Source organism: Mycolicibacterium sp. lyk4-40-TYG-92 (assembly GCF_030209435.1).
Classification (GTDB): Bacteria; Actinomycetota; Actinomycetes; order Mycobacteriales; family Mycobacteriaceae; genus Mycobacterium.
Window position 1 is genome coordinate 1 of record NZ_JARVRX010000019.1, and the last position, 19999, is coordinate 19999.

At 67.1% G+C, this 19999-nt stretch carries 17 protein-coding genes; 7 read left to right on the forward strand and 10 right to left on the reverse strand.

Translation table 11 applies throughout. The features are described 5' to 3' along the window. Positions 1 to 82 precede the first annotated feature (82 nt). The 4 genes from QRN63_RS24010 to QRN63_RS24025 form a co-directional block, all read right to left on the reverse strand. Positions 83 to 1459, reverse strand: coding sequence for a purine-cytosine permease family protein (locus tag QRN63_RS24010; protein WP_285033473.1), 1377 nt, complete (start codon positions 1457 to 1459; stop codon positions 83 to 85). A 4-nt stretch (positions 1460 to 1463) separates the two neighbouring features. Then, entirely contained in the window at positions 1464 to 2348 is an 885-nt protein-coding gene (locus QRN63_RS24015) for an EamA family transporter (RefSeq protein ID WP_285033474.1), read from the reverse strand. 139 nt (positions 2349 to 2487) lie between these two features. Beyond that, entirely contained in the window at positions 2488 to 2739 is a 252-nt protein-coding gene (locus QRN63_RS24020) for a hypothetical protein (RefSeq protein WP_323848817.1), read from the reverse strand. Between the two features lie 121 nt (positions 2740 to 2860). Next, positions 2861 to 3682, reverse strand: coding sequence for an acyl-CoA thioesterase domain-containing protein (locus tag QRN63_RS24025; protein ID WP_267317407.1), 822 nt, complete (start codon positions 3680 to 3682; stop codon positions 2861 to 2863). A gap of 85 nt (positions 3683 to 3767) precedes the next feature. On the opposite strand from QRN63_RS24025, the gene QRN63_RS24030 reads away from it, so the two are divergent. Genes QRN63_RS24030 through QRN63_RS24040 form a run of 3 tightly spaced genes read left to right on the forward strand, consistent with a single transcriptional unit; the run spans position 3768 to position 6013 of the window. Next, positions 3768 to 4682, forward strand: coding sequence for a LysR family transcriptional regulator (locus QRN63_RS24030; protein ID WP_267317406.1), 915 nt, complete (start codon positions 3768 to 3770; stop codon positions 4680 to 4682). Positions 4683 to 4720: 38 nt separating this feature from the next. After that, on the forward strand, positions 4721 to 5530 hold the full coding sequence (locus tag QRN63_RS24035) for a serine hydrolase (protein WP_285033475.1): 810 nt from the start codon (positions 4721 to 4723) through the stop codon (positions 5528 to 5530). Between the two features lie 9 nt (positions 5531 to 5539). Beyond that, on the forward strand, positions 5540 to 6013 hold the full coding sequence (locus QRN63_RS24040) for an RDD family protein (RefSeq protein WP_267317405.1): 474 nt from the start codon (positions 5540 to 5542) through the stop codon (positions 6011 to 6013). Position 6014: 1 nt separating this feature from the next. Here QRN63_RS24040 and QRN63_RS24045 read toward each other — a convergent pair whose 3' ends face one another. Beyond that, entirely contained in the window at positions 6015 to 7526 is a 1512-nt protein-coding gene (locus QRN63_RS24045; RefSeq protein WP_285033476.1) for a carboxylesterase/lipase family protein, read from the reverse strand. 79 nt (positions 7527 to 7605) lie between these two features. Between QRN63_RS24045 and QRN63_RS24050 the strand changes: the two genes are divergently transcribed. Further along, positions 7606 to 8304 (forward strand): hypothetical protein, encoded by a 699-nt coding sequence (locus QRN63_RS24050; RefSeq protein WP_285033477.1) that lies wholly within the window; start codon positions 7606 to 7608, stop codon positions 8302 to 8304. Between the two features lie 3 nt (positions 8305 to 8307). Here the strand turns inward: QRN63_RS24050 and fadD11 are convergent, their stop codons facing one another. From fadD11 to QRN63_RS24065, 3 genes are all read right to left on the reverse strand, one after another. Then, on the reverse strand, positions 8308 to 10131 hold the full coding sequence (gene fadD11 / locus QRN63_RS24055; RefSeq protein ID WP_285033478.1) for a fatty acid--CoA ligase FadD11: 1824 nt from the start codon (positions 10129 to 10131) through the stop codon (positions 8308 to 8310). 293 nt (positions 10132 to 10424) lie between these two features. Continuing rightward, a complete protein-coding gene (dnaE, locus tag QRN63_RS24060; RefSeq protein WP_285033479.1) occupies positions 10425 to 13958 on the reverse strand; it encodes a DNA polymerase III subunit alpha in 3534 nt (1177 codons plus the stop codon). Between the two features lie 67 nt (positions 13959 to 14025). Continuing rightward, positions 14026 to 14634, reverse strand: a complete 609-nt coding sequence (locus QRN63_RS24065; RefSeq protein ID WP_285033480.1) for a TetR/AcrR family transcriptional regulator — start codon at positions 14632 to 14634, stop codon at positions 14026 to 14028. Positions 14635 to 15090: 456 nt separating this feature from the next. Here QRN63_RS24065 and QRN63_RS24070 point away from each other — a divergent pair, with 456 nt between their 5' ends. The 3 genes from QRN63_RS24070 to QRN63_RS24080 are packed head-to-tail and all read left to right on the forward strand — an operon-like array spanning position 15091 to position 17548. Continuing rightward, a complete protein-coding gene (locus tag QRN63_RS24070; RefSeq protein WP_267317399.1) occupies positions 15091 to 16023 on the forward strand; it encodes an efflux ABC transporter ATPase subunit, DrrA-related in 933 nt (310 codons plus the stop codon). Then, on the forward strand, positions 16020 to 16757 hold the full coding sequence (locus QRN63_RS24075) for an ABC transporter permease (RefSeq protein ID WP_267317398.1): 738 nt from the start codon (positions 16020 to 16022) through the stop codon (positions 16755 to 16757). Before QRN63_RS24070 ends, QRN63_RS24075 begins: the two co-directional genes overlap by 4 nt. Beyond that, on the forward strand, positions 16754 to 17548 hold the full coding sequence (locus QRN63_RS24080) for an ABC transporter permease (protein ID WP_285033481.1): 795 nt from the start codon (positions 16754 to 16756) through the stop codon (positions 17546 to 17548). Before QRN63_RS24075 ends, QRN63_RS24080 begins: the two co-directional genes overlap by 4 nt. Positions 17549 to 17552: 4 nt before the next feature. On the opposite strand, the gene QRN63_RS24085 is transcribed toward QRN63_RS24080, so the two are convergent. Next, positions 17553 to 18470 (reverse strand): glycosyltransferase family 2 protein, encoded by a 918-nt coding sequence (locus tag QRN63_RS24085; protein ID WP_267317396.1) that lies wholly within the window; start codon positions 18468 to 18470, stop codon positions 17553 to 17555. 49 nt (positions 18471 to 18519) lie between these two features. Further along, complete coding sequence (locus tag QRN63_RS24090; protein ID WP_267317395.1) at positions 18520 to 19836, reverse strand: UDP-glucose dehydrogenase family protein; 1317 nt, start codon at positions 19834 to 19836, stop codon at positions 18520 to 18522. Positions 19837 to 19999 lie beyond the last annotated feature (163 nt).

The following is a 19999-nucleotide window of genomic DNA, read 5'->3' on the forward strand; positions in this document are numbered from 1 at the left end:
ACGCATGCAACAACTCCCCAGGTAGGAGCTGTTGCACTAGACCCTTGAATCGAAGCCGGAATTACCTGCACACGGCTCACAGTCACGAGGAGCGCCGGCTCCGGTAGGCGCCGTAAACCACCAGCGCGACAAAGAAATTCACGAAGTACGCGACGTCGGCACCATGCCACGCGACGGCGACGGGCCCCTGCAGCAGCGTGGTGTTCATGAACGGGACCGCAGCGCCGTAGGCCACGGCGAACGCGACGAGCGCGACAACGGCGTCGGCGCGCGGCGTCGTCTCCGCCGCGGGATTCACGGTCTGCCGGCCGCGGCTGCGGTGGCGCCAGTCGACGATCACGATGGCCGCGAAGGCCGGGATCCAGTAGCTGCTCAGGAGCAGCACATTGGTGAATCGCGTTGCGGTGTCGCCGGTGTGGAGCCAGAGGATCAGACCGAACGCCAGCGCCGTCACCACCAATGAGGACACCGGCCGCCGCACGCGTACGCCCAGCGTCTGCAGGGCAAGGGAACCGCTGTAGTCGTTCATCACGCCCGAGCCGACCGACGCCAGCGCGATGACGGCCAACGCGATGGCACCCAGTGCTCCCCCGCCCATCACGGACCGCACGCCCTCGGCGGTCTGGTCGGTGATGAGACTGCCCGCGGCGATGCCGATGGTCTCGACGAACACGTACGCGGTGGCCAAGCCGGCGAAGCTGAACGCGAAAACCTTGCGCGGCGCCGAGTCCACCGGGAGGTAACGGCTGAAGTCGGCGGCATAGCTCGCCCACGACACGGCCAGGCTCAGCGCGATCGTCACCGCCAGCACGAAAGCGCCGGCGAGATCGGCACCATGAGCCGTGGCCGGCGCCACGATCTGGTGTCCGGCAACGAGTTTGACCGCGAACACGACGAACGTCACGAACAGCACCACGGTGAGCACGGCCTGCAGTCGATGGATCAGCTCGTAGCCGATGAACCCGACCGCACCCTGCACGCCCAGCACGATCAGTACGGCCGCCCAGAAGGGGATACCGAGAAGCACCGCCAGCGCTTCGCCACCGAACAGCCCGACCAGTGCGTCCCATGCCACCGACGAGAGCCATTGCAGAACAGCGGGAACCGCGATCAGACCACCGAAAGCCATTCGGGCGCCGGGCAGTTGCGCCGTGCCGGTGCGCGGACCCAGCGTGGAGAGGTAGCCGACCACCAGCGACCCGAGCACCGTGCCGACGACCATGGCCAGCACCGCCAGCCAGAACCCCAGACCCAGCGCACCGATCATCGCACCGGTGAAGACGCACGTCATGTTGATCTGCGGTGCGAACCACACCGTGAACAGCCGGCCGGGCGCGCCGTACCGGCGGTCGGCCGGAACCGGGGCGATGCCATGGGTTTCCACCGACATGTCCCCGGCACGGCTGGGGGTGCGGCCGGTGAACGGCGAGGCGGTGAGCGCGGTGGCCGGTGGCGTCATGCCCCTATTCGACCACGAGGGCCGGTTCCCGGTGACCCGCCCCGGCCACGGGTCGCGCGCCACTACGAGCAGCGCCGAAACCGGCCAGCACGACGAGTGCGATACCGGCGACGGCGGGCAGCGCCGGCACCTGATGCAGGATGAGCAATCCGAGCGTCATGGCGAATGCCGGCTCGAGGCTCATCAATGTGCCGAACGCCGCCGCGGTGAGGCGGCGCAGCGCCAGCATCTCCAGCGTGAACGGGATGGCCGGCAGCAGGATGGCCAGGCCCAGGCCTGCGAGCAGCAGGTGCGGCGTCAGATGACCGATGACCGACGGCCCGGCCACCATGGTGACGACGAGCCCGGCGACCGGCATGGATACCGCCAGACCCGTGATGCCCGTGACCTCGTCACCCACGCGCTGGGTCAGCAGAATGTAGGCAGCGAGGCAGACCGCCGAAGCCAGCGCGGCCAACACCCCGACAGGATCGACGGCAGCAGCCCACGGCTGGGTCAGCAGCACGACGCCGGTGCCGGCCATCGCCGGAAACAGCAGACGGCCGCGCCCGCGGCCCTTCGCCACCGCGATGGCAAGGGGGCCAAGGTATTCCAGGGCACTGGCGGTGCCGAGCGGGATGCGGGAGACCGCCACCATGAACAGCAGCGTGAACCCGGCGGTGGTGATGCCGAGCATGACGCATGACATGAACGCCGACCGGGTGAACGATGCCGGCCGCGGCCGCACGAACAGCAGCATCAGCACGCCCGCCCAGGCCAGGCGGAGCCACGCCACGCCGGCCGGGCCGATACCGTCCATCAGCTTCACTGCGAGGGCAGCACCCAGCTGCACCGACATCATGGACGCGACGGTCATGAGTGCGCCGTTTCGCGCCGCTGCGGTGGTCATACGTTGTATTGAACGGGAGCCCGAACGTTCATGTCCACGTGATAATCGTGGACATATCGTTCGCAATTCATGAATGAAGCCGTTGCTGCAACAACTGCAACAACGGCCCCTTCGTGGTCTGGATCAGAGACCGAACCGATCAGAACGTCGGGACAAACGTGCCGTTCACCCAGACGCCCCAGTGGTTCCATCCGGCGTCCCAGACCTGGGCATTGCCCATCGCCCACATCGGGTCAGCCGGCTTCGGGGGTGCCCAGGCCGGCGGCGCCGTCACGGTGGGTCCAGGAGGCGGAACCGGTGCCACGGTGGCCCCGGCGACGCCTGTGCCGACACCTGCGGCGCCGGCGAACAGTGCACCGGCAACGGCAGTGGTGACAGCTGTTTTCTTCATCCTCATCGCGATCCTCCAATCAGATGATGGCGGGGTGTCCCCCACGGATTGCTCGGACAGTGGTTGGTTACCGCATGTGTCCCAACGCTAAACCTTCAGCAGCACTTCACAATCGGACGCGCTAGAGCTCGCGCCTGATCCGATCGGGGAACCGGCTGTGGCCGAAGTCGATCTGCGCGGCGGGATTGCTGACCGCAGTGGTCAGGCCGGTGCCGATCGGCCCGGCGCTGTCATACAGCGTGGTGGCGCCGACCGCGATGCCGTGGGCCGCCCAGTGCGTCTCGGCCTCGACGCCGACCCAGTCATCCTGCGGCAGCCGTGTCAACGCCACCGTGAGGTCGCCGTTGATGTAGCCGATGCCCGCGGTGCCCAGATTCGTGACCATGCTGGTGCCCTCGGCCGCTACGGCAGCCCGGACGAACGGCGTGTTGACCTCGCCTTCGATGACGTCGATAGGCTGGTTGACGTAGCGCTTACGACCGGCGTTCTGATGCTCGGCGATGGTCCGCGTCCAGCCGACACCGTCACTGCTGATGTACGGCGCCAGGCCACCATCGATCGCCGCCGGCGGCTCGAAATCGGTTGTGCCGAACCACTCCTCACCAGGGGGCGCCTCGGCGAGCCGGTACTGCACCAGAGTGGCCCTCGCGACAGTCACGCCGTTCTGCACCACGTCGCACTCGGAGTTGCGCACCCGCCGTCCGTCACGAACCAACTTCACCTCGGTCGTCGTCGGCACTCCCCGCGCGGCGCGGAACAGGTCGACCGTGAGCCGGGCCGGCAGAAAGTCGGGCAATCCGAACGCGGCCTCCAGCGCGTGGGCCGCCAACCCCACCACTGCCGGACCGTTGAGGTGGTCTTCGCCCCACAGGCTCTGGGCGAATCGGGTCGGCTGAACCCGGTCGGCGTCGATCGGGATGAAGTGGGCGGGGCGTGCGGTCATTTTCGGATCGTCGCACATTGGCTAAATATTCATAACTTCGGGCCAGATCACGCAGAATCGTGCAGATTCTCTGGACAATGGTGGAATGGACACCCGTCGGCTGCGCCTCCTGCTGGCGCTGTCGCGCCTGGGATCGATGCGGGCCGTCGCCGAGAACCTCAATCTGACGACGTCGACGGTGTCACAACAGATCGCCGCGCTCGCCAAGGAAACCGGGACCCAGCTGATCGAACCGGAAGGCCGGCGGGTCAGGCTGACGCCCGCCGGACAGCGCCTGGCCGACCATGCGGTGACCATTCTCGCCGCCGTCGACGCGGCGCGCCTGGACCTGGATTCCGGTGCCGAACCGGTCGGCACGCTGCGTGTCGGCGGCTTCGCCACCGGCATCCGCGTCTCGCTGCTGCCCATCCTGGCCGAACTGACCCGGGAACACCCCGGAATCGACGTTGCCATCAGCGAATACGAGCCCATCGAAGCCTTCGCGTTGCTCACCGACGACGACCTGGACCTGGCGCTGACCTACGACTACAACCTGGCACCGGCCTCCCCCAGCCCGCTCCTGGAAGGCTTTGCGCTGTGGTCGATTCCGTGGGGGCTGGGCCTGCCGGCCGACGAGGCGAACGGACCGGCCGAACTGTCCGAGTACGCGGACCGGACCTGGATCGTCAACTCCCGCAACACCGCTGACGAGGATGCCGTTCGCACCCTGGGCGCGCTGAGCGGATTCACCCCGCGCATCGCCCATCAGATCGACAGCCTGGAACTGGTCGAGGACCTCATCGTCGCGGGATACGGCGTCGGACTGCTGCCGCTGGAACGGCCTACCAGCGCGGGCATCAAGGTCGTCCCCCTGGCCGGGCCGACGGTGATCCACACCGCCTACGCCGTCACCCGCAAGGGCCGCACCAATTGGCCACCGCTGCGGGCGGTGCTCGACCGGCTGCGCCCGGGCGACGGGCCGGTACCGCTGCCGACGTGGCCGCGGCCAGAGGCGGTCTGAACCGAATGAAATCGACCGAGATCTGGGAGGCTACCGGCGTGAAACTGCTCAGGGCGGCACTGGTCGCGACACTGCTGACCGGGACCGCGCAGCCCGCCGCCCGCGCCGAATGCACGGGCGCCTGTGACGCGCAGCAGCGCGTCGCGGCGGCCGACGCCTACCTCGCGACCCGGCCGGGCACCGTCGGCTACGTGCTCCGCGACCGCAAAACCGGTGCGGTGTACCGCAATTCGCACGCCGGGGACATGGTGTGGACGGCCTCGACCATCAAACTCGGCATCGTCGTGGACCTGTTCGCCCGGCAGAGCGCCGGGCTGCTGCGACTCACCGACAACGACATCGCCCTCATGGGCAAGATGTTGCACACGTCGGACAACGACGCCGCCGACACGCTGTGGACCCGGTACGGCGGCCCAGACCACACGATCTTCAACAACGACTTCCCGCATTTCGGCATGACGCGGGTCCAGCCACAACGGGGGTTCGGAGACATGTTCCCCTACTGGGGTTTTCAGAAGTCGACCACCGACGATCTGGATCAGATGGTCAACTACATGCTGACCCGGCTACGGCCCAACGAGACGGCCTGGATCGTCAATGCCATGCAGCACGTCGACCCGATCCAGCAGTGGGGCGTCTGGGGCGCCGGCCCGAACATGGCGCCCGGCAACAAGGACGGCTGGTCCGACGAGCAGGGCGGCTGGGTGACCAACACCGTCGGATTCGCCGGGCCTGGACAACGTTTCACGCTCGCCGTCATGAACGCCTTGAACGGCGCCGGCGGCAATGCGGACGGCCAGGCCACGACTACCCGGCTAAGCCAGATATTGCTGGCCGATCGGCAGTAAATTGACGCCATGACCTATGGCGAGAACTACCCCACCTCAGGCGCTTACGGCGCACCCACCCCGGTGCATCCCGGCGACCTGCTGCCCCGATTCTTCGCGCGGTTCATCGACGGTTTGATCGTCGGAGTCCTGGCCTTCTTCGGCGCCTTCTCGATCGGCTCGATGTCCGACGTCATGGTGACCGGTCTGTTCTCCGGGCTGGGCACCTTCCTGTACTTCGTGCTGTTCGAGGTACTGGCCGGCGCGACGCCCGGCAAGATGCTGCTGGGCCTGAGTGTGCGGGGTCCCCACGGCATGGCGAAGCCCGATTTCAAGCAATCGGCCATCCGCAACTCGTTCACGCTGCTCCCCATCATCCCGTGGATCGGTGGGCTGCTGGCGTTCATCGCGTACATCTTCATCGCCGTCACCATCAACTCCAGCCCCTGCAAGCAGGGCCGGCACGACGAACTGGCCGGCGGCACCCAGGTGGTCAAGAAGTAGGTCAGCCGTTGACCAGCGAAAAGCCCTCCCAGGCTTGACGCTGCTGGGCGCGGGGGTCGTATTCGACACGGGTCTTGCGGTCGAATACGAGCACGGCGCGATCGTCGGCGTCGTACTGCGGCCAGCCCTCGCCGGGGACGCCCGTCCGGGCGAACGCCCGCCACCGGTTCTGGACGTCGTTGCTGATCCGCAGTGCCGACTTCCGGTCCATGGCAGCGGTCAGTACCGAACCCAGAGGGGTCCGGTACACGTCGAAGACCGCGAGCAGTTCGGTGGCGTGTGTGGCACCCAGCCCCGTCCAATGCAGTGCCGGCGGCGCGTAGTCGTACCGGTAGGCGTAGGTGGGCGCGTGCCGCATGTGCGCCCCGGCGATCTCCCAGGACGCGGTGCCGAACGCGAAGTCGCCGCCGAGCTTGACACAGGCGTCGGTGGATTGTGGGTAACCCGGATAGGCCCCGGTGATCCGGGCGCGCTGCTCGGCCGGGACATGGGCCAGGATGCGTTCGATCATGGCCTCGTTGGTGGGCAGCAGCTGCATGAACTTGGTGAACAGGCGGCCCTCGTCGGCATTGCTACCCACGATCAGCGGCACCTGGTGGGCCCGTCCCTCGCGCATCGCGACGATCGGATCCTCCGGGAGGAACTCGGTGCCGCACGCCGGCCCGGCCGGGAAGGCACCCGGCATATCGGCCACGGCGCCATGGATGACGCGGTCCAGCGCAGCCAGCAGCTCAGCCGGTTTGGCCGACATCAGCGCGGCGGCGCCGTCCCGCTCGCCGGCGCCCAGCTGTTCGGCGAACTGCTTCGCGAACTGCGCGGCCGCATCCGACGAACGCACCATGCCGCTGGCCGGGCTCTCCGCAATCGCCTGGTGGAAAAGGTTTTTCGCCTGCGGCACGGCCAGCAGGGTCGCCACGGCGTGGGCGCCGGCACTCTCCCCGAAGATGGTCACGTTGTCCGGATCGCCGCCGAACACCGCGATGTTGGTCTGCACCCACTTCAGCGCCGCCACCAGGTCGCGCAAGAACAGGTTGTCATCGAGCGGATGCTCGGCGGTGGCCAGCGTCGACACGTCGAAGCAGCCGAGCGCGCCCAGCCGGTAGTTGGCCGAGACGAAGATGCAGCCGCGCCGGGCCAGCGCGGCGCCGTCGTAGATGGGCGTCGCGGAACTGCCCATGATGTAGCCACCGCCGTGGATGAAGAACATCACGGGCAGCGGATCGCCGGTGTGCTGCTCGGGCGTCACCACGTTGAGAGTCAGACAGTCCTCGCCCATCGGCTGGTACTTCCCGACGCTCAGCATCGTGTATTTGCGCTCCTGGGGCGCGCAATAGGTGAATCCGTGGCAGTAGCGCACGCCGCGCCAGGGCTGCACGGGCTGCGGGGCCCGGTAGCGCCACGGCCCCACCGGCGGACGCGCGTACGGCACGGAACGCCAGCGGTGCACACCGTCGCGGGTGAAGCCCTCGATGGTTCCGCTGTCGATAGTCACGCGGACGGTACGTTCGTGCATAACTGAACACTATCGAAGATCTGTAATCATCGGGGTGCCTGAACCGCGTGTTGCGGTGCTGCCGGTTACCCTGGCGGGCATGCGACTTCCGGTGGCCCTCGCGGCATGTGCCCTGGTTGCGGGTTGTGCCGCCGGTTCGGACCAGCACGGACAGCCCGGCGTGGCGATCTCCGAGCCGTCGCTCTCGGCCACCGCCCCGTCGAGTCGGCCCCCGGCTCCGGCGCCGAAGGCCGCGCCCACCACACCGCCGCCGGCAGGTGCGCCCGTCGCCGACGTGATCGCCTGGGTCGAGGCCGGCCCCCCGGCCGACCCGGCCGGGTTCCATACCGCGACACGCGACGGCACGCCCACGGATTTGGGCACCGACATCGCCTTCACCACGGCCTCGGGAGCCAACTGCATCACCGACAAGAACTTCAACGGTGCGCTGGCGTGCCTGATGCACCTGACGTCCCCACCACCGCAGCCGGCCGACACCTACGGCCACTGGGTCGGTGGCTGGGTCGATTTCGAGGGTCCCACCGCGGAAGTCGGTTCTGTGCACGGGGATCCGGGGCGATTCAACACCGGCACCGGACCCAAACTGAAAGACGGGCAGAGCCTGCGGTTCGGCGACTACCAATGCCGCGCCGACGCCACCGGACCGGTCTGCGTGAACTACGCGCGCCGCACCGCGGTCCGGTTCAGCAACGCCGGCATCCAGACCTTCGGGTGCCTGACGCCGGTGCTCCCGGCACCCGAAGGCGTCGGGCTGAAGTTCGCCTGCACCACTGCCTGACGGTCAATCCGCCGCGGCGACAGTCGCTTTCGGTTCGTGGACGGTCGGTCCCGGCTCCGCTTCGTAGAGCGCCTCGATCTCGGCGGCGTACTTCTCGACGACGGGACGCCGTTTGAGCTTCATGGTCAACGTGATCTCGTCTCCCCCTGGCTCCCAGAATGTCGGCAACACCGAGAATCGCTTGATCTGCTCGACGCGCGACAACTCGGTATTGCCTTGCGCCACACCGGCGGCGATCTGCGCGACCAGTTCGGGATCGGTGGCCAGCGCCGCGGGTGACGCGTCGGCAAGGCCGCGCTGCGCGGCGTACGGGCCCGCGGACTCGGCGTCGAGCACGATGAGAGCGGTGTTGTACGGCCGCCCGTCGCCGATTGCCATGACCACGCCGATCAGCGGACAGGCCGCCTTGATGGACTTCTCGATGTTGGCCGGTGACATGTTCTTGCCGGCCGCGTTGATGATCAGTTCCTTCTTGCGGTCGACGATGGTCAGGTAGCCCTCGTCGTCGATCCGGCCGACGTCACCGGTGTGCAACCAGCCGTCCGCGTCGAGCGCCTCCGCGGTCTTGGCAGGTTCCTTCCGGTAACCCTTCATGACCAGCGGCGCCCGCACCAGGAGCTCGCCGTCATCGGCCAGCCGACATTCGACGCCGGGTAGCGGCCGCCCGACGGTACCGAGCTTGGTGTCGCGCGGATGACTCACGGTGGCAATGCAACTCAACTCCGACATACCCCACAATTCGGTCATCGGCAGCCCGAGCCCGACGAAGAAACCGAGAGTCTGCACCGGGATCGGCGCCGCGCCGGAGACGGCCCACCGCACCTGGTCCAGACCCAGGCGTCCACGCAGTTTGGACAGCACCAGGTCGTCGGCGGTGGCCCATTCGGCTGCGACGTCGTCGGGCACCGGCTGGTGCGCGAGCAGCGCCGCGGCCTTCTTTGCACCGACCGACAGCGCCCACTGCAGCGCCGCCCGTTTCATCTCGTCGGGCTCGTTGGCGACCGCGAATTCGACTGCGGCCTTGAGCTTTTCCCACACGCGCGGCACCCCTCCCCAGACCGTCGGCCGGACCTCGGGCAACGCCGCGGCGATCGCGCGGACGTCCGCAACGGTGGTGAGCTGGGTGCCGAACACCTCCTGGAAGTACAGTCCGGTCAGGCGATCGGCGATGTGGGCCGTCGGCAGGTAGGACGTGCCGCGGTCTCCGAACCGGATGCCCAGGACGTCATCGACGGCGAACGCCTCGAACAGGATGTTGGCGTGGGTCATCTCCACACCCTTCGGCTTGCCGGTGGTGCCCGAGGTGTAGATGAGCGTGACGATGTCGTCGGGCTGGACCGCACGCCAGGTGGCGTCGAAGTCGAAGTCCACCGGCGCGCACGCGAGCAGCTCTTCGACGCCGATGGTCCCGTCGATCGCTCCGTCGATGACCACGATGTGTTCGATCGGCGCGCCGCTGGCGCGAATGCGATCGACGAATTGCGCCTCGCACATCACGACTTTGGTGCCGGCATTGCCGAAGACATGCGCCAGGTCCGCCGGGGGCAACGTGTTGTACACCGAGAACGAGGTGGCGCCGACGTGTTGCGCGCCGACCTCCAGCGGATAGAACTCCACCCGGTTGGCCATCATCAGGGACACCGTGTCGCCGCGGGCCACCCCGAGCCCGCTGAGCCCGGCGGCCACCGCACGCACCTGTTCGGAGTACTGCGCCCAGGTGAGGGCCGGCCCGCCGCCCGCGGTACGGAGTGCGACGGCGTCCGGATCGATCGACGCTGTCCGCTGGAACGCTTCACACAAAGTGGTCGGACGCTGCGCTTCAGACATTCCGGTGTCCCTCCTCGATGGGCCTCCTGATCGAAGCACATCGCCGGCGTTTTCACGGTGGTTCGCTAACTCACGTGAACGCGGTCGCCGACGGACCGGCACGGTCCATGGCGACGCCACGCGAAATCCGCAGGGCGCTAAACATTTTGGGCTGAACGTTCAGCGGCGATGGTGGCGTATGGTCGGAACGATGGGAATAGCTGTCACGTCGCTGACACCGGTGGAACGGACCGCCCTGCTGACCGTCTACGCGCGGAAGGCCCAGATCCTGCGCTACCGCTTCTGAACTGACACTATCCGCCGAGGCAGCCCGGCCCCAGCAGCGCCTTCAAATCCCCCATCAACGCCGACGACGGTGTCACGCGCAACGTCTGGTCCAGTTCCAGGGTGGTGATCCGGTCCCCACTGATGAGCCGCAGATGCACCTGAGAGGTGCCCGGGTGGTGGGCCAACACCTGCTTGAGTGCACTGACCTTCTCCGGCGTGCACTGCCGGGTCGGCAGGCTCACCGCGAGCGGACGATCGGCCTGCGCATTCGAAAAGTCAGGCACCACAAGGTCGCTGGCGAAGATGGACACCCGCTCGTCTTCGACCCGGGCCTTGCCACTCACCAGCACGATGGCGTCGTCCATGATGTCGGCACCGAACACGGCGTAGGTCTTCGGGAAGAAGTTCACCGTCACCGAACCGTTGAGGTCTTCCAATTGCGCTGAGGCCCAGGGCAATCCCTGCTTGTTGACCCGTCGTACCACCCCCGCCAAGATGCCGCCGATGCGGACCTGGGTGTCGTTGGCGACAACGCCCTCGAGGATGGCCGTGATCTGGGTGTCCACCTGCGCATTGAGCAGGTGCGCGACGCCGTTGAGCGGATGGCCGGAAACGTACAGGCCCAGCATCTCGCGCTCCAGGGCGAGCTTGTGCTTGTCGTCCCACTCGTCGTCGGGCACCTTTATGGTGAACGCCGCATCTCCGGCATCCCCGGCGTCACCGCCGCCGAAGAGATCGAACTGGCCCATGGCCTCGGCCTTCTTGGTGCCGAGCACCGAGTCGACCGCATCGGCGTGCACCAGGAACAGGCCCTTGCGGGCATGGCCCAGCGAGTCGAAAGCGCCTGCCTTGACCAGAGATTCGGTGACCCGCTTGTTGCAGGCCGTGATGTCGATCTTGCTCAGGTAGTCGGAGAAATCGGTGTACTTACCCTTGTCGGTGCGGGCCGCGATGATGGACTGCACCACGTTGGCGCCGACGTTGCGCACACCACCCAGTCCGTAGCGGATGTCCTTGCCGACCGAGGCGAAGTTGTGCACCGACTCGTTGACATCCGGCGGCAGCACCGTGATGCCCAGGCGGCGGCAGTCCGCCAGGTATATCGCGGCCTTGTCCTTGTCGTCACCGACCGAGGTCAGCAGACCCGCCATGTACTCGGCCGGATAGTTGGCCTTGAGGTACGCGGTCCAGAACGACACCAGGCCATACCCGGCGGCGTGCGACTTGTTGAACGCGTAGCCGGCGAACGGCAGCACCGTGTCCCACAGCGCGGTGATCGCCGCCTGCGAGAAGCCGTTCTGTTTCATGCCGTCGGCGAATCCGCCGTAGGCCTCGTCGAGGATTTCCTTCTTCTTCTTACCCATCGCGCGACGCAGCAGGTCTGCTTGGCCGAGCGAGTAGCCCGCGACCTTCTGCGCGATGTGCATGATCTGCTCTTGGTAGACGATCAGACCGTAAGTCTCGGAAAGAATGTCGCGCAGCGGCTCTTCGAGCTCCGGGTGGATGGGCTTGATCTCCTGCAGCCCGTTCTTGCGCTTCGCGTAGTCGGTGTGCGCATCCACACCCATCGGACCCGGCCGGTACAGCGCCAGGACGGCCACGATGTCCTCGAAGCCGGTCGGCCGCATCAGTTTCAGCAGATCGCGCATCGCGGAACCGTCGAGCTGGAACACCCCGAGCGTGTCGCCGCGTGCCAGCAGCTCGTAGGTTTTCGGATCGTCCAGGCTCAGGTGGTCGAGGTCCAGATCGATGCCACGGTTGGCCTTGATGTTCTCCAGCGCGTCCCCGATGACGGTGAGGTTGCGCAGGCCCAGGAAGTCCATCTTCAGCAGGCCGATGGCCTCACACGACGGGTAGTCCCAGCCGGTGATAATGGCGCCGTCCTGGGCGCGCTTCCACATCGGGATGGCGTCGATGAGCGGCTCGGAGCTCATGATCACCGCGCAGGCGTGCACACCCGCGTTGCGGACCAGGCCCTCCAGCCCGCGGGCGGTCTCGTAGATGGTGCGGACGTCCGGGTCGGTGTCGATGAGCGCGCGGACCTCGGCGGCTTCCTTGTACCGCTCGTGGGTGGGGTCGGTGATTCCCGCCACCGAGATGTCCTTGGCCATGATCGGCGGCGGTAGCGCCTTGGTGATCCGGTCGGCGATGGCGAAGCCCGGCTGCCCGTAGTGGACTCGGGCCGAATCCTTCAGCGCGGCTTTGGTTTTGATGGTACCGAAGGTGATGACCTGAGCGACGCGGTCACTGCCCCACTTCTCGCTGGCGTAGCGCACCATCTCGCCGCGGCGGCGGTCGTCGAAGTCGATATCGATATCGGGCATCGACACGCGCTCGGGGTTGAGGAAGCGCTCGAACAGCAGACCGTGCGGGATGGGGTCGATGTTGGTGATGCCCATCGCCCACGCGACCAGCGAACCTGCCGCCGAACCTCGGCCCGGGCCGACCCAGATACCGACTTCGCGCGCGTGGCTGATGAGGTCGCCGACGACGAGGAAGTACGCCGGGAAGCCCATCTGCACGATGACGCTGATCTCGTATTCCGCCCGGTCGAGGTACTCCTGGGGCGGGCCGGCCGGGAAGCGCCGGTCCAGGCCACGCAGCACCTCTTTACGCAGCCAGGTGGCCTGCGTCTCGCCCTCGGGTACCGGGAAGATCGGCATCCGGTCGTGGAACTTCCAGACGTCGGCGTAGGACTCGACGCGCTCGGCGATCAGCAACGTCGAATCGCAGGCACCGGGCACCTGGTGATCCCACATGGCCCGCATGTCCTCGGCCGACTTGAGGTAGTAGCCGTCACCGTCGAACTTGAACCGCGTGGGGTCGGACAGCGTCTTGCCGGTCTGGATACACAGCAGCGCCTCGTGGTTGTGCGACGCCTCACGCGTGACGTAGTGGCAGTCATTGGTGGCCAGCGGCGGGATGCCCAGCTTCTTGCCGATATCCAGCAGGCCCTCGCGAACCCGCCGCTCGATCTCGATGCCGTGGTCCATCAGCTCGAGGAAGAAGTTCTCCTTGCCGAAGATCTCCTGCCACTTCGCGGCGGCCTCGACGGCCTCTTTCTCGTGGCCGAGCCGCAACCGGGTCTGTACTTCACCCGACGGGCAGCCGGTGGTCGCGATGATGCCCGCGGAATGTTCGGCGATGATCTCGGCGTCCATGCGGGACCACTTACCGAGCTGCCCCTCGAACGACGCCAGCGATGACAGCTTGAACAGGTTGCGCAGGCCGGTCGCGTTCTCGGCGACCATCGTCATGTGGGTGTACGAACCACTACCCGAGACGTCGTCGCTCTTCTGGCTCGGGTCACCCCACGTGACGCGCTTGGTGTTGAAGCGCGACGCCGGCGCGATGTACGCCTCGATGCCGATGATCGGCTTGATGCCCTCTTTGGTGGCGGTGTTGTAGAACTCGCTGGCGCCGAACATGTTTCCGTGGTCGGTCATGCCGATCGCCGGCATGCCCAACCGGATGGCTTCCTGCACCATCGGCTTGACCTTCGCCGCACCGTCCAGCATCGAGTACTCGGTGTGATTGTGGAGGTGCACGAACTGGCTCATAGGGCTGCCAGTCTAAAACGGGCCACCGACACCTCTCGGCGTGTCGGGCGCTGTGTCGTCGGCTGGACTACGACGAAGCCGCGGCGGCCGCGGGCACGGCGTCCGTGGTGGACCCGGCCGCTGTTGCCACGGGACCTACCAGCAACCCCTTGTGCAACACCTGTTGCAGTTGCTTAGTTACCGCCTCGACGCGGTCCTGGTCGGCCACCAGCCCGGCATAGAACCCGAGCCCCCACACCATGGTGTACAACAGATCGGCAACAGGGGCCACAGCCGTCCCGGCAGGCAACTCGCCGCGCGCCACGGCGTCCCGCACGGCCTGGTCCATGAATTTGCGGACGGCCGCCTTCGCATCCCGGCGCGGGGCCGGCAGCCGGTCGGCCTCCAGATAGGAACTCACGAGCAGTGCCACACTGCCCGGTTCGTGGACACCGGCGTTGCGGAATTCGGTGACGAGAGCCGAAATCTGTGCTGGAAGAGTCGATTCCGCGCCGGCACGGGCGATGCAGAGGTCGATCGTCGTGGCGATCTCGTTCAGCAGGCAGTGGTAGATGTCCTCGCGCGTCTGGAAGTGGTAATGCAGCGTGGGACGGCTCAACTCGGCGATCTCGGCGATGGCCTGAATCGTGGTGGCATGGTAGCCACGGATCGCGATCACCTCGCGCGCGGCGCTCAAGATGCGCGCCCGCGTCTGCGCCGAATCAGTACCCGCCGGGCGACCCCGGCGGCGTGTTGCCTTCACTGGGAGAACATCGAGATGCACCATGCCACGTCCTCGCACAGAAAGGGATATTTACGAATTCAGCAAACTCTAAGACATTGCTGGTACGCGGTCAACCGCAACCTCGCCAACGGTCACCCGGTGGGCGTCGCGGGACCCGTCCGCGGGGCCGGTTCGTCCGATGACCGGCACAGACGGCACCCTGTCCGGCGGCCCATCGGCGACCCGTTCCGTGGCGGCGGCCAGCACCGCTATCTGTTTGCCTGGAAATTTGTCGCCAACGTAGAGATTCGGCAACCGAATCGGGGTCTGCATGGGGCCCGCGCCGGGCGCCGCATAGTGATGATGTCCACATCACGGCATGCGCTGTGCGAATTGAATGCGCTGTCGCTCTCTGTATCGTATGAGTCCGTGATCGAGCTCATTAACGTCGCCAAGACTTTTGGCGGGTCTGTTCCCGCACTCCGCGACGTGAGCTTTTCCGTCCCCACGGGTTCGGTGTGTGCGTTGCTGGGACACAACGGCGCCGGCAAGACGACGACGGTCAAAATCCTGTCCACCTTGCTCAAGCCGAGCTCGGGCCGGGCCATCGTGGCCGGCTACGACGTGGCAAAGGAACCTGCCAAGGTGCGTCAGTCCATCGGCGTCACCGGGCAGGACGCCGCCCTCGATCTCCGGCTGACCGGACGGGAGAACCTCGTCCTGTTCGGGCGCCTGCGCGGCCTGCGGCGCGGCGAGGCCCGCAGCCGGGCCGACGAACTCATCACCCAGTTCGACATGGGGCACGCCGCGGACCGCCAGGTGAGCGGGTACTCCGGCGGTATGCGCCGACGGATCGACATCGCGGTGTCCCTCGTCGTCCCGCCGAAGGTGCTGTTCCTCGATGAGCCGACCACCGGCCTGGACCCACGCAGCCGCCGCGATGTCTGGAATCTGGTGTCCTCCATGAAGGCGCAGGGCATCACCGTCCTGCTGACGACGCAGTATCTGGAAGAAGCCGACATCCTCAGCGATTCCATCGTCATCCTCAACGGCGGTCAGATCGTCGCCCGCGGGACGGCCGACGAACTCAAACGCCAGACGGGGTCGAGCTACTGCGAAATGACCCCGCTCAACCCCGATGACCTGCCTCGCATCGCCACGGCCCTGGCCGACTTCGAAGAGATCGAGGTCGATACCGACGCGACGACGGTGTCGGTGCCGGCGCCGGGCGGCGTCGCAACCCTGACCGAGGTCTTCCGCCGGATGGACGAGATCGGCGTCGAACTCATCGACATCTCGCTACGTCGCCCCTCGCTCGACGAAGTGTTCCTGCACCTCACCACCCCGGTCAAGTCGAAGTGACGGCATTCGGACTCCTGACGGCCCGCATCCTCCGCAAGGGCTGGCTGGACCTCGTCTTCGCCGCACTGGTGCCGGTTTCCACGCTGATCGGCCTGACGTTCATGCTCGGCGGGGTCATCGCCACCGGCGATATGAGCTACGTGCAGTACATCCTGCCCGCGGTCGTGGTTCAGGCGATGTTGTTCGGTGCGCTGACCACGACCGATCGGGCCGCCGGAGACAAAGCCAGCGGCCTCGGCTCCCGGATGCGCACGCTCCCCATTTCTCCCTATGCGCCGCTCATGGCCCGCATGGCCTATTGCCTCATCCGCGGTCTGCTGGCGTTGGTCGCGTCGGTACTGGCCGCGTACCTGCTCGGCTTCCGGATGACCACCGGAATCGGTCACGCGGCAGCCTTCATCGTCCTGGCCCTGACCCTGACCCTGGCCGTGTCTTTCGGCGCCGACGCCACCGGCTCCAAGGCCGGGCGCGCCGAGGTGGCCAGCCAGCTGCTGCTCATCCCCCAGCTCTTCCTGGTGATGCTGTCGACCGGGCTGGCTCCCGTCGAGGCATTTCCCACGTGGCTGCACGGTTTCGTGCGCTACCAACCGGTTTCGCTGATCACCGACGCGCTGCGCGGATTCACCAGCGGTCACATCGATACCGGCATCCTCGGCGCCGGCGTCGCGTGGACCGTCGGGCTGTTGGTCGTCTTCGGCGCTGCCGCCGTCCGACTTCAGGAGCGATCATCGTGAATCCGACCTCGCAGCACCAACATTCACGCCTCACCGAGAGTTGGATCTTCGCCGGGCGGCTGTTCATCCAGTGGCGCCGGTACCCCATGGTGCCCGTGCAGGCCCTGGTGTTCCCGACCCTCCTGCTGCTCATCTACGGCATCCTGGTCGGCAAGTCGATGGTGCGCCTCACCGGCAACAGCGGACTGGATGTCCTGATCCCCGTGTGCACGCTGGCCGGCGCCATGTCGGGCGCGATCGGCGCCGGTCTGGCCGTACCCCACGATCGCGACAGCGGGCTGCTCACGCGGCTGTGGATCATGCCGGTTCGGCGGACGTCTCCCCTGACCGGCGCACTGCTGGCCGAGGGCCTGCGCACCTTTGCGGCGTCGGCGTTCGTGGTGGCAGCCGGCTACCTGATGGGCTTCCGCTTCACGGGGAGCTGGCTCGCGCTGCTGGTCTATCTGTTGATCCCCGTCGCCATCGTGCTGGTGTTCGCGACCATCGTGATCACCCTGGCCCTGCGGCCACAGGGCCGGATGATCCTCACGTGGACCAACACCGCGTGCATGGGCCTGGCGTTCGCGACGTTGATCCCGCCGGCCAAGATTCCGGCCGCGCTGCGCCCGATTGCCGACTACCAGCCGATCGCGCCGGCGGCCGCGGCCATGCGGGCGCTGTCCAACGGCGGCGCGTTCTGGCAGCCCCTCGCCGTGGCGGCGCTGTGGCTCGTGGCGATCGCGGCGGTCGTCGTCCCGATGGCGGTGCGTTCGTACCGCGCGGCAGTCGAGGGCGGCAAAGTAGACGGTTGAGCCGCTACTGGGACACGTCGAAATGCACCGGCATCTCGAACTCCCTGCGCTTCAGCTGCGCGGCGAAATAGCCGTACTGGAAAGCGATTCCGAGGATGGCGGTCGCTGCCAGCTCCGACACCGGACGGCGCAGCTCGGCACGCATCGTCGTCCACGCCGCCGCCGGTGAGACACGCGCCGGCACATGGCTGCCCGTGCTGAGCAGGTCATTGCTGTGCGCCCAGCGGATATATGCGTTGCTGTTGCCGTAGCGCTTCCACTGGCTGGCCAGATCGCGGATCGCGGTCCGCGGCTCCCACTCCATCAGCACCCGGGTGTCGGTGGCGATCGTGCCGAGCGACTGGTCCTGAATCCGCCAGCAGATATCGAGGTCGCCGCCGCCGCGCATCGCCCGGAACCCGTCCACCTTCTCGAAGGCGATCCGGTCGATACCGAGATTGCAGGTCGGGTAGTAATCGGGCCGCGGCGGCACCATCCCGACGACGGCCTTCATCGCCCCGCCACTGCGGGGCAGCATGAACGGCTGCATCTTGGCAGCCATCCGGGCAGCCACGGTGGGCCCCGACAAAGTGCGAACATTGGTGCAGGACAACGCAACTCCCGGTTGCGCCTGCAGGGCCCGGTGCGCGTCGAGCAGACCGGGCAGCGGCCGGCAGCGCCCGTCGATGAAGAGCAGAATGTCGGCGTCCGACCGGCTCGCGGCGACCTGCCGCGCGTAGTACGGACCCCGGCTGTTCGTCAGCGTCACGACATTGGCGCCCAACGACCGCGCGACCGCCGCGGTGTCGTCGACCGATGCGTCGTCGACCACCGTCACCCGGTCGCCGTCGGACAACTGATCGAGCAACGGCTGGAGCAGCCGCGGAAGGTGATCTCCCATGTCGCGGACCGGAATGATGACTTCGATCGTCTGACCCGCCATGGATCAATCCCCCTATCGCAAGTTCGTCGAGCAGCGGCGCGGCCGCAGATCAGACGTGCAGTCCGCCGCGGCCGAGCGAGTACACCTGCCACCCGGCACGCGACCAGCTCTCGCGGTCGATGACGTTCCGGGTGTCCAGGAGGCGTGGCTCCTTCACCACCGCGCGGAACGCCTCGGGATCGATGTTGGTGTACTCGTCCCACTCCGTCGCCAGCACGATCAGATCCGCGTTGCGGCAAGCGTCCTCGGCGCTGTCGAAGTAGCCGAGCGTCGGGAACCGGGCCTTGGCGTTGTCGATCGCCTTGGGATCGTGGACGCGGACGTCGGCGCCCTTCAGGTGCATCGCGGCAGCCACGTTCAGTGCCGGCGAGTCACGGACGTCGTCGCTGTTGGGCTTGAACGCGGCGCCCAGGACGGCGATGCTCTGGCCGAGGAACTCCCCCCCGACGACCGCACGGGCGACCGACACGGCCTTCTCGCGGCGGCGCAGGTTGATCTTGTCCACCTCGTGCAGGAACCGCAGCGCGTCCGAGGCGCCCAGCTCGCCCGCCCGGGCGCTGAACGCGCGGATGTCCTTGGGCAGGCAGCCGCCGCCGAAACCCAGCCCGGCATTCAGGAAGCGCTTGCCGATGCGATCGTCGTACCCGAGCGCGCGGCTGAGCACCGTGACGTCGGCGTCGACGATCTCGCACACCTCGGCCATGGCGTTGATGAACGAAATCTTGGTTGCCAGAAAAGCATTGGCGGCGACCTTCACCAGTTCCGACGTCGGGAGGTCCGCCGTCAGATAGGGCGTGCCGCCGTCGAGCAGGGCGCCGTACACCTCTTGCAGCGTCTTCTCGGCGTATTCGGAGGTCACGCCGAACACCAGGCGGTCCGGCTGCAAGGTGTCCTCGATCGCCTTGCCCTCCCGGAGGAACTCCGGATTCCACGCGACCTCGAGGCCTGACGACGTCTTGGCGACCTCCGCGGCGAGGCGCTGGGCGGTGCCGACCGGAACGGTGGACTTTCCGACGATCAAGCCGTCACAGTCCGCGTGGGCGACGACGGCGCGGAAGGCGCTGTCGACGTATGCGATGTTCGCGGCGTCCGAGCCGGCCAACTGCGGGGTCCCCACGCAGACGAAGTGCACCGCGGCGCCGGACACCGCTTCCTCGGCAGACTGGGTGAAACGCAGCCGTCCGGTCGCGAGCACCGTGGCGAGCAGCTCGTCGAACCCGGGCTCGTAGAACGGCGAGGTACCGGCCGACAAGGCCGCGATCTTCGATGCGTCGGTGTCGTACGCGACGACCTCGTGCCCGATATGCGCCATGCAAGCGGCGTGAACGGCACCCAGGTAGCCCGTTCCAATCACGCTCAATCTCATATAGCCGAACTCCACGTCGTCGCAGTTACATTCCGAGCCACCGAGGGGTCGCCGGTGGATCATTTCAGCGCGCTCCACGCACAGTCGGGACGCACGGACCCGGAATTATTCGAGAGCAGCAGCCGTCGCAGCTAAGTACACCACACCGCGCCGCCGGGGATTC

Excerpts from the sequence above, each read along its gene's own strand:
- QRN63_RS24085 (WP_267317396.1), bottom strand. The coding sequence starts at position 18,470 with ATGGCGGGTCAGACGATCGAAGTCATCATTCCGGTCCGCGACATGGGA.
- QRN63_RS24015 (WP_285033474.1), bottom strand. The coding sequence starts at position 2,348 with ATGACCACCGCAGCGGCGCGAAACGGCGCACTCATGACCGTCGCGTCC.
- QRN63_RS24025 (WP_267317407.1), bottom strand. The coding sequence starts at position 3,682 with ATGACCGCACGCCCCGCCCACTTCATCCCGATCGACGCCGACCGGGTT.
- QRN63_RS24020 (WP_323848817.1), bottom strand. The coding sequence starts at position 2,739 with ATGAAGAAAACAGCTGTCACCACTGCCGTTGCCGGTGCACTGTTCGCC.
- QRN63_RS24045 (WP_285033476.1), bottom strand. The coding sequence starts at position 7,526 with ATGCACGAACGTACCGTCCGCGTGACTATCGACAGCGGAACCATCGAG.
- fadD11 (WP_285033478.1), bottom strand. The coding sequence starts at position 10,131 with ATGTCTGAAGCGCAGCGTCCGACCACTTTGTGTGAAGCGTTCCAGCGG.
- QRN63_RS24040 (WP_267317405.1), top strand. The coding sequence starts at position 5,540 with ATGACCTATGGCGAGAACTACCCCACCTCAGGCGCTTACGGCGCACCC.
- QRN63_RS24030 (WP_267317406.1), top strand. The coding sequence starts at position 3,768 with ATGGACACCCGTCGGCTGCGCCTCCTGCTGGCGCTGTCGCGCCTGGGA.
- QRN63_RS24010 (WP_285033473.1), bottom strand. The coding sequence starts at position 1,459 with ATGACGCCACCGGCCACCGCGCTCACCGCCTCGCCGTTCACCGGCCGC.
- QRN63_RS24050 (WP_285033477.1), top strand. The coding sequence starts at position 7,606 with ATGCGACTTCCGGTGGCCCTCGCGGCATGTGCCCTGGTTGCGGGTTGT.
- dnaE (WP_285033479.1), bottom strand. The coding sequence starts at position 13,958 with ATGAGCCAGTTCGTGCACCTCCACAATCACACCGAGTACTCGATGCTG.
- QRN63_RS24090 (WP_267317395.1), bottom strand. The coding sequence starts at position 19,836 with ATGAGATTGAGCGTGATTGGAACGGGCTACCTGGGTGCCGTTCACGCC.